Consider the following 15,023-nt stretch of genomic DNA (forward strand, 5'->3'; position numbering starts at 1 on the left):
TGCGCCCGGCAAAAGTTCCGGGCTGCTACGGATACCAGTACTGCGCGGCGTCGTCGCCCTTGCGGATCACCACGAAATTGTTGGCGAAGACCCGGTAGGAGGGGCTCCATTCGCCGTCCGGCCACTGGATGCGGATATTGGCGCGTTCCGCAACGCCAGTCCCGACATGGATGAAGCCCGAATGGCCGGAGGCGTGGCCGCCCCCGACCTGAACCTTGCGCACCCGCGTTTCGTTGCCTGACTTGACAAGGATCGTCGCGCCCACCGCATGGCGGTTCGCGCCTTTCTGCTGCAGTTCGATCTCCAGCCAGTTGCCCATCGGTCGTGCGCTGTCGTCGGCGCGGCCGCCAAGGTTGCGAAACAGGCTCGCCGGACCGCCGCGATTGACGACGAGCAGGTCCAGCATGCCGTCCATGTTGAAATCCGTCACGACTGCGCCCCGTCCGCGCCGGTCGAGATCGACGCCCGCCCGGTGGCCGACCTCGACGAAGGATCCGTCGAACTGGCCGAGCAGCAAATTGTCGGGATCATAGGCGGCGAACTCCGGCATCCGTTCGACATTGCCTTTTGCGATGAACAGGTCGAGCCGTCCGTCATTGTTGAAATCGGCGAATTCCGAATGCCAGCCCGTTGATGGTTTGAGGTCGTCGCCTGTGTAAGGCCGATGGGCTGTCGCACCGCGCTCGAAGGCGATGTCGCGGTAGACGGGGCGGCCTTCATCGGCCTCCAGATCTAGCGTCTGCAGCTTGGTGTCACCCATGGAGGTCAGCGCATATTCCGGAAAGCCGTCGGCGTTTATGTCGCCCTCCGCGATGCCCATGCCCCAGATGGTCATGCGCCGCCAGCCGTCGGAGCGGCGGTAGAGACGGGGCGGCTTGCCGGCGTCTATGCGCCACATCTGCTCCTCGCCGCCGTCGCGATAATATTGCCGGTCGTTGCTCACGCGCAGATCCGGATGGCCGCTGTGGTCCCAGTCGGTGAAGAGCATGGATAGCGCACAGTGGCCCGGCGTTAGCGCCTCAGGCGCGCCGTAGTCGGGTTTGTCCAAATTCTGCGGCCGCATCAACTGGTTATCGTGGCAGGTGCCCCAGGGTGATCCGGGCGCCGACCGGTCGACATAATTGCCGATCGCGAGCGTCGGAAAGGTTTGCCCTTCTTCGAAGGTCGCTGCGAAGGCGGTCGACCAGGCGCGACCGCCGTCGAAGGCGAATTCGCGGCTGGCGTTGGTGAAGCTGCAGTCCGCTCCGCCCTTGAGAATAATGTTGCGACCGACCTTCAGGACGATGACGTCGCGATAGCCGTCATTGTCGATATCGATGGGGTAGAGGCCGGCGACCTTTTCGAGATCGGACGCTTTGACGTCGATTGCGCGCTTTTCAAATCTCAGGTCGCCGCCGGCCTCGCTGCGATTGACGAAAAGCTGCGTCTCGCTTGCGCCGCCGGCAAGCATGAGATCGGGAAACCGGTCGCCGTTGCAGTCAAACGAGGCCGCGCCGCCGCCGACGAAGAACTCCCAGGGACCCAGATACTGGTGATCAATTCCGGCGCTAGCTGCGACTTCGTGCATGGCAGGAATATCCATCGCCAGATCGTCGGCAGTCACGTCCTGCGCGCCGGCCGCAATGGCGGAAGAGATAATGCCGGAAACGATGACGAGGAGACGTCTCATTCAGGTATCTCCATCGTCTTGAGAAAGGCGATCAGCGCCCGGCGATCGTCTTCATCGGCGCTTGCATAGCGGTCGCGGCTTTCCCTTGCGTCGCCGCCATGGGCGAGGATCACCTCGTTAAGCGTCGTCAGGTCGCCGCGATGGCCATAAGGCGCGGTGGAGGCGATGCCCCACAATTCGCTGGTCATGAAGATGTCGCGTTCGACGAAGCGCTGGGCGAGCAGTTCATTGCCCAGCACAGCGATCTGCCGGTCGGCGATCTTGTGGCGCTTGAGATCGCCAAAAAGCGGCACGAGCACACGACCCTGGTCATCCTTCGGCAGGGATTTCGCCCAGTCGAGCAGGGCAAGATCGTACACCGCGCCTTCGCCTCCCTCGCCGAGCCGCAGCGTGCCGGCTGCGTCGAGCGGGCCAGGATCGGAAAAGACGAGGCTTTCCAGCGGCAGCGCAGGCCGGTGACAGTCGGCGCATCCGAAATCGTCAAACCGCGCGCGGCCTTCACCCGCAAGCGACCGCCATTGTGAATTTTCGGGCGCGCGCGTCATCGGCGGTGGACGGCTCGCCTGCCAGGCGACGAGAGCCGAAACGTCGCCGACCGTGATTTCGCGATCGTGGCCGTCCCCGTCGAAATCGGCTTCGCCGGTCCAGCGCGCGCCAAAGCGCTCATCGGCCTGCATGCCGTGGTGGTCGTTCAGCGCGTTGATCGTGAATTGACGCAGCGACGTCATCACGCCTTTCTGGCTGAACGGACGGATCACCAGATCCGTATCGATCCCGTCAAGGCCGGTCAGGTCGACGATGCCGTCCGGATGGATCGTCAAAGCGCCGAAATCCACGCCTTTGGAGTTGAGACGCACGATGTGTTCGACGCCGCCTGATTTCGCCCTGCGGATGGCCTGGTTTCGCTGGTCTTGCAGATCGGCGCTCATTTCGCGGGCCAGCAATTCCACAAGCCCCGCGCCCATCAGATGGTTGGTGTTGCGCTCGTTGGAGAATTGCGGATCGACGGAATCGAAATCGGCGTTGCCGAAGCCTTCCGAGACGAACACGTTGACTGAAAAATCGCCCGCGCCGCCGACGACAGGGTCGTTATGGCAGGAGGAGCAGGCGTTCGCGTCCATGCCCTGCATGCGCTGAAAGGCCTGTTCAACGGGACGCTTGCGCTTGGTGGGGATGATCGCTTGCGTTGCCAGCGGCCGCCCGGCGCCGTCGCCGGTGGTGTACTTGGCGACAAAAAGCGCCTCGCCGGCTTCAATCAACTCCCCAAGGCGAGTCGCGTCCAGTGTTCCAGTATAGTCGCGCTGATCGATATTCCGTGAAACCGCGTTTTCAGACCACGGGTCGGCCGCGCCCGCGACGCCGGCGACTGCGATTGCTGCGACACAAGACAGGGCAAGGAAGCGATTATACCGCATCGGTGAAGACCTTCTGGTGCGGCGCCGTTGACCGGGCGATTTCCTCATCGAGTTCCAGCAGGGCCGTGATCGTGCAGCCTTCCATGATCAGTGGTTTCTCGTCGGGAAAGCAGGAAATTTCGATTCCGGACCCTGAAACATACGGATTGATGTCGCCGATGGCCCGGCGCAGCGGACCTTCGATGAAGCCATAGGCGCGGGTGCCGTGGCCGACGAGCGCGACGGGAAAGGGATCGACGAGGGCAAACATGTTGGCCAGTCCCGTTCCCAGCGCTTCGCCCGCTTCCGCGAATGCGGCGATCGAATCCGCATCGCCGTTCTTCGCAGCCTCCATGATCTCGGACATCTCGGCCTGCGCGATATCATTGCGCGGGGCCGATTCCGAACCGGCGTTGGTGGCTCTGCGGTAAATCGCGTAATCGCCTGCATAGGCCTCGATGCAGCCGGAACGTCCGCATCGGCACAGCGCGCCGTGCGGCATGTGCGACAAATGCCCGAACTCCGTTGCGGACGAGCGAATGCCAGTCAACAACTCGCCGTTCAGCATCAGGCCCATGCCTATGCCGTGGGAGAGCAGAACCGCAGCGAAATTGTCTGCAAACCGCTCGGGGTCGCGCCAGTGCAGCGCAAGCGCAATCATGCAGCAATCATTGGACACTCTCGCCGGAACCGCGAAGGCGTCTTCAAGCGCCTCCTTCATGCCGATATTGCGGTAGCGCGTGATGGGAGACCACAACATCGCCGTGCCCTCGACATCGGTGATGCCCTGAACGCCAAGTTCAATGCGCTCCAGTTGTCCGGCGCCGGGGGGAAGGGTGGTCAAGGCGTCGGAAATGGTCTCGATCAGCATCCGGGGAAATTCTTCAGGCCCGGCTTCCCGCGCCCTGAACGGGCGGTCGATTTCTGCAATCGTTTTTCCGGTGTAGTCGCAGACCGTCACCGCAATCCGGTCGAGTTGCTGTACGGCCGAAGCAACGAGCGCCGCGTTCGGGTTCAAGGACAGTCGAACCTGTGGGCGCCCGCGGCGAAGCGCGCCGTCTTCTGTGCCCTGGAGGCTGACGATCACCGCCTCGTCGAGCAGCTCCGAAGTGATGGCTGAAACGGTCGACGCGCTCAGTCCGGTTTCCTGACTGATATGTTTACGAGAGACGTTCGCATGACGTCTGAGCACGGTCAGAATCCGCCTGCGATTGCGCTTTCGAACGTCGTCCGATCGTCCAAAATCGACCACTGTCCACCAGTCCTCCCACCGCCGGCCAAATTATGTTGCAGTGCGATAAAAATGCTTCATTGCAACAACTTAGCGCAGTTGATTTTAGATGTTGACACAGCTTTTCTAATAAGTCACTATTTTTTTCGAGCCTCGAATTAAATGGCTCATCAGCATGTGCTGACATTGCTCCGCTTGTCGGGCGATGCCTACTCATCGGGAGGTTACAGTTATGAAAATCTTGACCGCTGCACTCATGGGTGCAGTCTTTGCTGCGTCGGCTGCGGGTAGCGCGCTGGCCGAAGGCAAGACCATCGGCGTATCCTGGTCGAACTTCCAGGAAGAGCGCTGGAAGACCGACGAAGCCGCCATGAAAGGCGCGATCGAAGCCGCCGGCGACAGCTACATCTCGGCGGACGCCCAGTCATCGGCCGCCAAGCAGTTGACGGACGTCGAGTCGTTGATCGCCCAGGGCGCAGACGCCCTGATCATTCTCGCTCAGGACGCCAGCGCGATCGGCCCGGCGGTTGAAAAGGCCACGGCGGAAGGCATTCCGGTTGTCGGCTACGACCGTCTCATCGAGAATCCGGAAGCGTTCTACATCACCTTCGACAACAAGGAAGTCGGACGCATGCAGGCGCGCGCCGTCTTCGCCGCTCAGCCGGAAGGCAACTATGCCTTCATCAAAGGCTCTTCGGCCGATCCGAACGCGGATTTCCTGTTCTCCGGTCAGATGGAGGTTCTGAAGGAAGCGCTGGATTCCGGCAAGGTCAAGAATGTCGGCGAAGCCTACACCGACGGCTGGAAGCCTGAAAACGCCCAGAAGAACATGGAGCAGATCCTGACCGCCAACGACAACAATGTCGACGCGGTTGTCGCCTCCAACGACGGCACCGCAGGCGGTGTGGTCGCAGCGCTGGCGGCGCAGGGCATGGACGGCTCGGTGCCGGTGTCCGGTCAGGACGGCGACCACGCCGCTCTCAACCGCGTCGCGCTCGGAACGCAGACTGTGTCGGTCTGGAAGGACGCTCGTGAACTCGGCAAGAACGCCGCCGCGATCGCATCCATGCTGGCTGACGGCAAGGCGATGTCGGACATTCCGGGATCCCAGAGCTGGTCCGGCGGACCGGGCGGCGTGGAAATGACCGCGGTCTTCCTCGCTCCGGTTCCGATCACCAAGGACAATCTGAATGTCGTTATCGACGCCGGATGGGTCGCCAAGGACGTCGTCTGCCAGGGCGTGAAGGCCGGCACGGTTGACGCCTGCAACTAAAACCGTTCCCCTTGCGGGAAGAGTGCGCCGCGACCTCCAACGGTCGCGGCGTTTCTGTAAGGCGCGCTTTGTAGTAGAATAATCAGTCGGGAGGGACCGGCCATGTCAAACAGCACTCCAACGCGGGCTTCTGCAGGCGACGGTCCGCGCGCAGCCGAATTGTCGCCGGTTGGCCGTTTCTTCAAGGCGACCGAACTCGACACCCGCATGCTGGGCATGATCGGCGCATTGCTCCTGATCTGGATACTGTTCGACATCTTTTCGGGCGGGCTGTTTCTCACGCCCCGCAACCTGTGGAACCTGTCGGTTCAAACAGCTTCGGTCGCAGTTATGGCGACCGGCATGGTGCTGGTGATCGTTACCCGCAACATCGACCTGTCCGTCGGCTCCGTCCTTGGCTTCGTCGGCATGATCATGGCCTTTACCCAGGCCAAATTCCTCCCGCAATATATCGGTTTCGACCATCCGGCGACATGGCTGATCGCCATTGTCGTCGGCATTATCGTCGGTGGCCTCATCGGGGCCCTGCACGGCTACGTGATCGCCTATCTCGGCGTTCCGGCCTTCATAGTCACCCTTGGCGGCCTGCTCGTCTGGCGCGGGGCCGTCTGGTGGGTGACATCCGGGCAAACCGTCGCACCGATGGATCCGATCTTTCGGTTGATCGGCGGCGGTCCTGCCGGCTCCATCGGAGCGATGGCGAGCTGGATTGTCGGGCTTGTCGCCTGCGCCGCAATCATCGCCCTCATCGCCAACGCCCGCAGACAGCGCCAGCGGTTCCAGTTCCCGTTGCGGCCGCTCTGGGCTGAAGGGTTCCTTGCCGGCATCGGATGCGCCCTCGTTCTCGGCGCCATATGGATAGCCAACAGCTATTACTGGCCGGTCGGGATCGTCCGCCGCTACATTCGAGACAACAATCTCGACATAGAGGCGTCGGAACTGGTTATCGCCCACGGCCTGGCGATTCCGGTCCTGATCGCCATCGCCGTCGGCATCGTCATGACGTTCATCGCGACGCGCACCCGTTTCGGACGCTACGTGTTCGCGCTCGGCGGCAATCCGGAAGCGGCCGATCTCGCCGGCATCAATACGCGATGGGTCACGATGAAGATATTCATCATCATGGGAATCCTGTGCGCCATCGCCGCGGCCATTTCGACGGCGCGTCTCGACGCAGCCACCAATGCGCAAGGCGCGCTGGACGAGCTTCTGACCATCTCAGCGGCGGTCATCGGCGGAACGGCGCTTGCCGGCGGCATCGGCACGATCGCCGGCGCGATGATCGGCGCAGTCGTCATGCAATCTTTGCAGTCGGGCATGGTGCTTATGGGGCTCGATACGCCGCTGCAAAACATTGTGGTTGGCATCGTTCTCGTCATCGCGGTCTGGTTCGATATGCTCTACCGCAAGACGCGTCACTGATTTCGGGAGATCTGACAATGAATACGCAGACCTCAGCCACGGCCCTCGTTGAGATGAACAATGTCAGCATCTCCTTCGGCGGCATTCACGCCGTCGACGATGCGACTGTCGACCTCTTCCCGGGCGAGGTCGTCGGCCTGCTCGGCCACAACGGCGCCGGCAAGTCGACCTTGATCAAGATTCTCTCCGGCGCCTATCAGCGCGACGGCGGCACGATTTCCATCGACGGCAAGCCGGCGACGATCAACAATCCGCGCGACGCCAAGGCCTACGGCATCGAGACGATCTACCAGACCCTTGCGCTCGCCGACAATGTCGACACGGCCGCCAATCTCTATCTCGGGCGAGAACTGATGACTGCCTGGGGCACGCTCGACGACGTCGCGATGGAGGCCAGGGCGCGCGAGGTCATGGGCCGGCTCAATCCGCGTTTCCAGCGCTTCAAGGAGCCGGTCAAGGCGCTGTCCGGCGGCCAGCGGCAGTCCGTGGCGATCGCCCGCGCGATCCTGTTCAATGCGCGCATCCTGATTATGGACGAGCCGACCGCGGCGCTTGGGCCGGAGGAGACGGCGCAGGTCGCCGATCTTATCCTGCAGTTGAAGGCTGAAGGCATCGGCATTTTCCTGATCAGCCACGACATTCACGACGTTTTCGACCTCGCCGACCGTGTCGGCGTCATGAAGAATGGCCAGTTCGTGGGCTATGCCAAAACCACGGACGTCACCAAGGACGAGGTGCTTGGCATGATCATCGCCGGAAAATGTCCGCCCGGCGCGCAGCCTGGTCCCGGCGCGCTTGCCGCCTGACAGCGGCGCCGCGTCAAACCTATTGGAGGTAGCATGTATCTGGGGTTCGATCTGGGCACGTCCGGTGTCAAGGCGCTGCTGATTGGCGCGGACCAGTCGATCGCAGGATCGGCGACCGCTCCGCTGGACGTTTCGCGACCGGCCTCGGGCTGGTCGGAGCAGGATCCCGCGCACTGGATCGAAGCCACGAAAAAGGCCGTGGCGGAGTTGCGCAGCGCGCATCCGGACGCCTTTTCCGAAGTCCGGGGCATCGGTTTGTCCGGGCAGATGCATGGCGCGACGTTGCTTGACGAAAGCGACAATGTTCTGCGCCCCTGCATCCTGTGGAACGATACGCGCAGCTACAAGGAAGCCGCAGAACTCGACGCCGATCCGCGCTTTCGCGAGATTTCCGGCAATATCGTTTTCCCAGGCTTCACCGCGCCCAAGCTCGTCTGGGTCCGCAACAACGAGCCGGAGATATTCAGCAAAACTAGGAAGGTACTGCTTCCAAAGGACTATCTGCGTCTGTGGCTCACCGGCGAATACGTCTCGGAAATGTCAGATGCGGCAGGCACAAGCTGGCTCGACGTGAGTGCGCGAAAATGGTCCGACGCGCTGCTTGAAGCCTCCTTCATGGACGCAGGCAAGATGCCGCGTCTCGTTGAAGGCTCGGAGGCCAGCGGCATGCTTCGCGCAGAACTTGCTTCAGAATGGGGCCTTGCGCATCCCGTCACAGTCGCCGGCGGAGCAGGCGACAATGCTGCCACCGCAATCGGCATGGGCATTCTCCAGGAGGGCTCCGCCTTTCTGTCGCTGGGCACCTCTGGCGTCGTGTTTGCGGCGAACAGCGCTTATCGACCGAACGCCGAAAGCGCGGTCCATACCTTTTGCCACGCCGTTCCGGCAAGCTGGCACCAGATGGGGGTCATCCTGTCCGCCACCGATACGCTGAACTGGTTTTCCGGCGTGACCGGCAAGTCCGCCAGTGAACTGACGAGCGAACTGGGCGGCGACTTGCGCGGTCCTGCGGCGATCTTCCTGCCCTATCTCTCCGGCGAGCGCACGCCCCACAACGACGCGCATATCCGCGGCGCGCTGACCGGCATTTCGCATGGAACCGACCGGCCGGCCATTACCGCTGCGATCCTGCAGGGCGTCGCCTTCGCCTTCCGCGACTGCATCGAGGCGCTTGCTGCGGCCGGCACCCGCATCGACAGGCTGATCGCCAGCGGCGGCGGTTCGCGATCGGATTACTGGCTGAAGACGGTGGCGACGGTGCTCGACGTGCCGATCGACGTTCCGGCAGCCGGCGAAGTGGGCGCGGCGTTCGGCGCGGCGCGTCTCGGCATGCTTGCAGCCGAGGGCTCCGATCCTGCGGCGACCTGCGCCATGCCGGCCGTCGAACACACGATCGAACCGGAGCATTCGTTTACGGACGCCTTCGGCGAAGCCTACCAGACCTATCGAAAAACCTACCCGGCATTGCGGAGTATATGAGAATGAGCACGCGCTACTTTGGAGATATCGAACCTGTTGCCTATGAAGGAGCAGACAGCACAAACCCGTTGGCGTTTCGCTTCTACAACCCGGACGAGATCGTCATGGGCAAGCGCATGGAAGACCATCTGCGCTTCGCCGTCTGCTACTGGCACAATTTCGTCTGGCCGGGCCTCGATCCGTTCGGCGGCCAGACCTTCGATCGGCCCTGGTTCGGCGACACGCTGGATCTGGCGAAACAAAAGGCGGACGTCGCCTTCGACATGTTCACGCTGTTGCGTTCGCCCTTCTACTGTTTTCACGACGCGGATGTCCGCCCGGAAGGCGACAGTTTCGCGGAAAACACAAGCAATCTGAACGCCATCGCCGATTATTTCGAGGAAAAGCAGGCGGAGACCGGCGTCAAGCTGCTCTGGGGCACGGCCAACCTGTTCTCTCACAAGCGCTATATGGCGGGCGCCGCCACCAACCCCGATCCGGATGTCTTCGCCTTTGCAGCCGCAACGGTGAAGACCTGCATCGACGTGACCCACCGGCTTGGAGGCGAGAATTACGTGCTTTGGGGCGGTCGCGAGGGATACGAGACGCTGCTCAACACCAATATCGGCCAGGAACTCGACCAGATGGGGCGCTTCCTCAACATGGTCGTCGAGTACAAGCACAAGATCGGTTTCAAGGGCGAGATTCTCGTCGAGCCGAAGCCGCAGGAGCCAACCAAACACCAATATGATTTCGATGTTTCGACCGTCTACGGCTTCCTGAAGCGCTACGGCCTGGAAGGCGAGGTCAAGATGAATATCGAGCAGGGCCACGCGATCCTCGCCGGCCATTCCTTCGAGCATGAACTCGCAACGGCTGCCGCGCTCGGCCTGCTCGGATCGATCGACATGAACCGCAACGACTACCAGTCCGGCTGGGACACCGACCAGTTCCCGAACAACGTACCGGAAATGGCGCTCGCCTATTATCACATCCTGCAGGCCGGCGGCTTCACGACGGGCGGCACCAATTTCGACGCCAAGCTGCGGCGTCAGTCGATCGAACCGGATGATCTTCTGATCGCTCATATCGGCGGCATGGACTGTTGCGCGCGTGGTCTCAAGGCCGCCGCGAAAATGATCGAGGACGGTGTCCTCTCCGGCTTTGTCGCCGAACGCTACTCCGGCTGGCAGGGCGAGGAGGCGCAGAAGATGCTGAACGGCGATTATTCGCTCGAAGACATCGCGTCTTACGTGGAGCAGTCGGACGTCAATCCGCAGCCGAAATCCGGCCGGCAGGAATATCTGGAGAATGTCGTCAATCGCTACGTTTGATGCATTGCAAAAAATCGCTCTTGCCTTGTCGGGGAAAGATGCAATGCTGGCGCCGATTCATACTGATTTCTAACATCGGAGCCTGCCTTGCTTGAGACCCCCTATCTACTGTTCCTGGGCGATGCGCCCGATTCACTGGCGGCCAAGGTTGCGCAGGGCATCAAGGACTGGCGACCGGAACTCGCCGTCGGACAATTGCGGCTGGAGGGCTGCAAGGCCGACCTGAAAATTCCCGATCTAACCATCGAGGAAGCCAAGGCCAGGGGCGCGCGCACCCTGGTGATCGGCGTCGCCAACCGCGGCGGCGTCATTTCCGAAAGCTGGAAAACCGTCCTGAAGGAGGCGCTGGAAGCCGGCATGGACCTGGCCTCGGGCCTGCACAATTTGCTGCGCGACGAGCCGGAACTGGCGCAACTGGCGGCAAGCACGGGCCGCACGCTGCATGACGTTCGTATTCCATCCGTGAAATATCCGATCGCCAATGGCAAGAAACGCACGGGCAAGAGATGTCTCGCGGTCGGCACCGATTGCTCCGTCGGCAAGATGTACACCGCCCTGTCCATGGAAAAGGCGATGCACGAACGCGGCATGAAGGCCACGTTTCGCGCGACCGGCCAGACCGGGATCCTGATCACCGGCGACGGCGTGCCGCTCGACGCGGTGATCGCGGATTTCATGGCCGGTTCGATCGAATACCTCACGCCGGACAACGATCCCGATCACTGGGATCTGATCGAGGGGCAGGGCAGCCTGTTCCACGCATCCTATTCCGGCGTTACGCTGGCGCTCATCCATGGCGGACAGCCCGATGCGCTGATCCTGTGCGACGAGCCCTTCCGGCCGCATATGCGCGGTCTGCCGGACTACACGCTCCCGAGCCTGGAGACGCTGCAAGACGTGGCGCTGCAGATGGCCAGGATCGTCAATCCGGACTGCAAGGTGATCGGCGTATCGCTCAATACATCGGCCATGGATGACGAGAAGGCGGCCGCCTATATCGCCGAAGTGGAGCAAAGAATGCAGCTTCCGACAGTCGATCCGTTTCGTCAGGGAGCGGGCAAGCTCGCGGACGCCCTGGCATGAGCAAGCGCAGTCTTGCGGTCGAGGAAACCGTATTTCGCCTGGCGGAGACGTTCACCATTTCGCGTGGATCGCGCGATCAGGCGAACGTGATTACGGTTTCGATCACCGAGGACGGTCATACCGGTTTCGGCGAATGCGTGCCCTATGCGCGCTATGACGAGACGGTCGGCGGCGTCATCGCCGCCATCAAGGCGCATCAGCCGGACATCGAGGCGGGCGCCACGCGCGCCGAGTTGCAGTCGTTGCTGCCCGTGGGCGCGGCCCGCAATGCCCTTGATTGCGCCTTATGGGATCTTGAGGCGAAACAATCCGGTAAACGCGTCTACGAAGTCGCCGGCCTGCCGCAACCCGAGTCCGTGACGACCGCCTTCACCCTGTCGCTGGAAGCGCCCGACGTGATGCGGGAAAAGGCGCGCAAGAATGCGCATCGCCCGCTACTCAAGATCAAGCTCGGCGGAGAGGGCGACATTGATCGCATCAAAGCCGTCCGGGAAGGGGCGCCGGAAACGGCCATCATCGTCGACGCCAACGAGGGCTGGAGCGTCGAGACCTATCGCAGCCTCGCGCCGGAACTGTTGCGCCTTGGCGTGCGGATGGTCGAGCAGCCGCTGCCGGCGGGCAAAGACGATGCGCTGCTGGAGCTCGATCGCATACTTCCCGTCTGCGCCGATGAAAGCTGCCACGACCGGTCGAGCCTTCCATCGCTCGTCGGCAAATACGACATGGTCAACATCAAGCTCGACAAGACAGGCGGTCTCACCGAAGCCCTGCTTTTGAGGGAAGAGGCGCTGGCCGCGGGCTATGCGATCATGGTCGGATGCATGGTCGGTTCGTCGCTCGCCATGGCGCCAGCCATTCTTGTGGCCCAGGGCGTCGACATCGTTGATCTGGACGGCCCGCTGTTGCTCGCCGAAGATCGTGATCATCCACTTGTGTACAAAGATGGCGGCGTCTGCCCGTCCGAACCGGAATTATGGGGTTGAAGAATGCGAACAGTCTACGTCAACGGCGACTATGTGCCGGAAGATCAGGCCAAGGTCTCGGTTTTCGATCGCGGCTTTCTGTTCGCCGACGGGGTCTACGAGGTCACCTCGGTACTTGACGGCAAGCTCATTGATTTTGGCGGACATTGCAGGCGATTGCGCCGCTCGCTCGGCGAACTGGACATGCGTCTCGACCTGAGCGACGAGGATCTGCTCGCCATCCACCGCGAACTCGTTGCGCGCAACGACATCGATGAGGGCATGATCTATCTCCAGGTCACGCGCGGCGCCGCAGACCGGGATTTCGTATTTCCTTCCGAAGATACGCCGCCAACAGTCGTGCTGTTCACGCAGAAGAAACCGCTGATTGAGAGCGCGCTCGCCGCCAGGGGCCAGAAGGTCATCACCATTGAGGATAAGCGCTGGAATCGCTGCGACATCAAGACCGTGCAGTTGCTCTATCCGTCGCTCGCCAAGATGGAGGCGAAGGCGAAAGGCGCGGATGACGCTTGGCTGGTCCGCGACGGTTTCGTCACGGAAGGCTCGTCCAACAACGCCTATATCGTGACGTCCGACGGGACGATCGTTACGAGGGATATTTCAAGCCTCATCCTCAGCGGCATCACCCGGCAGGCTGTCCTCGAATGCGCGCGGGACCTGCAGATGAAGATCGAGGAGCGCCCGTTCAGTGTCGAGGAAGCCGAAAACGCCGTCGAGGCGTTTTCAACCTCGGCGTCCGGTTTCGTCGTGCCCGCCGTGGAAATCGACGGCAAACCGATCGGCGACGGCAAGCCCGGGCCGGTCGCCACGAGTCTGCGCTCGGTCTATATTGACAAGATGCGTCAGGCCGCCATCTGATCGCGTCTTGTCGTTTGTGCGCGGTCCCGGTTTACTTTCCGGGGAATGCGGTGCAGATACGTCCAGATGAATTCCGCCACGTGATGCGAAAGTAATTTTGCAGCCGGCAAGCACTGCTCTGCGTATTGTGGATAGTGTTTCAGGGCGTCTCGCGGTATTTTGTGACAAGACCTGCGTAAGGGAGATTCCCCATGAACATTCAGTTGAAACAGAAGGACAGCCCGTCGCTCGGTTCCTTCAACTGGTCCGATCCGTTCCGTCTGGACGACCAGCTTACCGACGACGAACGGATGATCCGCGAATCCGCGCACGCCTATGCGCAGGAAAAGCTGCAGCCGCGCGTGATCGAAGCCTATCGAGAAGAAAAGACAGATCCCGGCATCTTCGCCGAAATGGGTGAAATGGGGCTGCTCGGCGTCACCATTCCGGAAGCCTATGGCGGCATTGGCGCAGGCTACGTGTCCTACGGCCTGGTCGCCCGCGAAGTCGAACGCGTCGATTCCGGCTACCGCTCGATGATGTCGGTCCAGTCCTCGCTCGTCATGTATCCGATCTACGCCTATGGCTCGGAAGAACAGCGCAAGAAATATCTGCCCGGTCTCGCCGCCGGCACGTCCATCGGCTGTTTCGGCCTCACGGAACCCGACGCCGGATCCGATCCGGGCGGCATGAAGACCCGCGCCAAGAAGATCGACGGCGGCTACAGCCTGTCCGGCGCCAAAATGTGGATTTCCAACTCGCCGATCGCCGACGTCTTCGTCATCTGGGCAAAGTCCGAGGCCCATGACGGAAAAATCCGCGGGTTCGTGCTCGAAAAAGGCATGAAGGGACTGTCGGCGCCCAAGATTGAGGGCAAGCTGTCGCTGAGGGCTTCGATCACCGGCGAGATTGTGCTCGACAATGTCGAGGTGTCCGAAGACGCGCTTCTGCCGAATGTCGAAGGCCTCAAAGGCCCGTTCGGCTGCCTCAATCGCGCGCGATACGGCATTGCCTGGGGCGCGCTTGGCGCGGCGGAATTCTGCTGGCATGCGGCGCGCCAGTACGGTCTCGACCGGAAACAGTTCGGTCGTCCGCTTGCGCAAACCCAGCTCTTCCAGAAGAAGCTCGCCGACATGCAGACCGAGATTTCTCTCGGTCTTCAGGGCGCGTTGCGGGTCGGCCGGCTCATGGACGATGCCCAGGCCGCGCCGGAGATGATCTCGATCGTCAAGCGCAACAATTGCGGAAAGGCTCTGGAGATCGCCCGCATGGCGCGCGACATGCACGGCGGCAACGGCATTTCCGAGGAATTCCAGGTCATGCGCCACATGTGCAATCTGGAAACCGTCAACACCTATGAGGGCGCGCACGACGTCCATGCGCTGATCCTCGGCCGCGCCCAGACCGGCCTGCAGGCCTTTTTCTGATACCTGCCCGAACACACGCCCTGTCCCGAAACCGGACAGGGCGACACGGAATCTCCTGCTGTAATTTCCAGCGATTTGTGCTATAAGACGTGCAGTGAAACCCGCG

12 protein-coding genes are annotated in these 15,023 nt (G+C 61.9%); 9 read left to right on the forward strand and 3 right to left on the reverse strand.

The genetic code is table 11. The annotated features are described in order from the left end of the window. Positions 1 to 25: 25 nt before the first annotated feature. Genes AAFN47_RS09040 through AAFN47_RS09050 form a run of 3 tightly spaced genes read right to left on the reverse strand, consistent with a single transcriptional unit; the run spans position 26 to position 4,315 of the window. Positions 26 to 1,669, reverse strand: a complete 1,644-nt coding sequence (locus AAFN47_RS09040; RefSeq protein ID WP_499808885.1) for an FG-GAP repeat domain-containing protein — start codon at positions 1,667 to 1,669, stop codon at positions 26 to 28. Beyond that, positions 1,666 to 3,084, reverse strand: coding sequence for a di-heme oxidoredictase family protein (locus AAFN47_RS09045; protein WP_499808886.1), 1,419 nt, complete (start codon positions 3,082 to 3,084; stop codon positions 1,666 to 1,668). The genes AAFN47_RS09040 and AAFN47_RS09045 overlap by 4 nt, the downstream gene beginning before the upstream one ends. Continuing rightward, a complete protein-coding gene (locus AAFN47_RS09050) occupies positions 3,074 to 4,315 on the reverse strand; it encodes an ROK family transcriptional regulator (protein ID WP_499808887.1) in 1,242 nt (413 codons plus the stop codon). Before AAFN47_RS09050 ends, AAFN47_RS09045 begins: the two co-directional genes overlap by 11 nt. Positions 4,316 to 4,526: 211 nt before the next feature. Here AAFN47_RS09050 and xylF point away from each other — a divergent pair, with 211 nt between their 5' ends. The 9 genes from xylF (at position 4,527) to AAFN47_RS09095 (ending at position 14,917) form a co-directional block, all read left to right on the forward strand. Then, positions 4,527 to 5,567, forward strand: coding sequence for a D-xylose ABC transporter substrate-binding protein (gene xylF, locus AAFN47_RS09055; RefSeq protein WP_499808888.1), 1,041 nt, complete (start codon positions 4,527 to 4,529; stop codon positions 5,565 to 5,567). A 102-nt stretch (positions 5,568 to 5,669) separates the two neighbouring features. Then, on the forward strand, positions 5,670 to 6,989 hold the full coding sequence (locus tag AAFN47_RS09060) for a sugar ABC transporter permease (RefSeq protein ID WP_499808889.1): 1,320 nt from the start codon (positions 5,670 to 5,672) through the stop codon (positions 6,987 to 6,989). A gap of 17 nt (positions 6,990 to 7,006) precedes the next feature. Continuing rightward, positions 7,007 to 7,795: an ATP-binding cassette domain-containing protein gene (locus AAFN47_RS09065; protein ID WP_499808890.1), complete on the forward strand. Its 789-nt coding sequence runs from the start codon at positions 7,007 to 7,009 to the stop codon at positions 7,793 to 7,795. Between the two features lie 33 nt (positions 7,796 to 7,828). Further along, positions 7,829 to 9,274, forward strand: coding sequence for a xylulokinase (xylB, locus tag AAFN47_RS09070; RefSeq protein ID WP_499808891.1), 1,446 nt, complete (start codon positions 7,829 to 7,831; stop codon positions 9,272 to 9,274). A gap of 2 nt (positions 9,275 to 9,276) precedes the next feature. Next, on the forward strand, positions 9,277 to 10,587 hold the full coding sequence (gene xylA, locus AAFN47_RS09075) for a xylose isomerase (protein WP_499808892.1): 1,311 nt from the start codon (positions 9,277 to 9,279) through the stop codon (positions 10,585 to 10,587). Between the two features lie 87 nt (positions 10,588 to 10,674). Continuing rightward, positions 10,675 to 11,670 carry an N-acetyltransferase DgcN gene (gene dgcN / locus AAFN47_RS09080; protein ID WP_499808893.1) on the forward strand — a complete coding sequence of 332 codons (996 nt, stop codon included), beginning with the start codon at positions 10,675 to 10,677 and terminating at the stop codon, positions 11,668 to 11,670. After that, complete coding sequence (gene dgcA, locus AAFN47_RS09085; protein ID WP_499808894.1) at positions 11,667 to 12,653, forward strand: N-acetyl-D-Glu racemase DgcA; 987 nt, start codon at positions 11,667 to 11,669, stop codon at positions 12,651 to 12,653. Before dgcN ends, dgcA begins: the two co-directional genes overlap by 4 nt. A 3-nt stretch (positions 12,654 to 12,656) precedes the next feature. Next, complete coding sequence (locus tag AAFN47_RS09090) at positions 12,657 to 13,511, forward strand: D-amino-acid transaminase (RefSeq protein WP_499808895.1); 855 nt, start codon at positions 12,657 to 12,659, stop codon at positions 13,509 to 13,511. 191 nt (positions 13,512 to 13,702) lie between these two features. Further along, positions 13,703 to 14,917, forward strand: a complete 1,215-nt coding sequence (locus AAFN47_RS09095; RefSeq protein ID WP_499808896.1) for an acyl-CoA dehydrogenase — start codon at positions 13,703 to 13,705, stop codon at positions 14,915 to 14,917. Positions 14,918 to 15,023 lie beyond the last annotated feature (106 nt).

The organism is Hoeflea sp. CAU 1731 (assembly GCF_039888615.1).
Classification (GTDB): domain Bacteria; phylum Pseudomonadota; class Alphaproteobacteria; order Rhizobiales; family Rhizobiaceae; genus Flavimaribacter.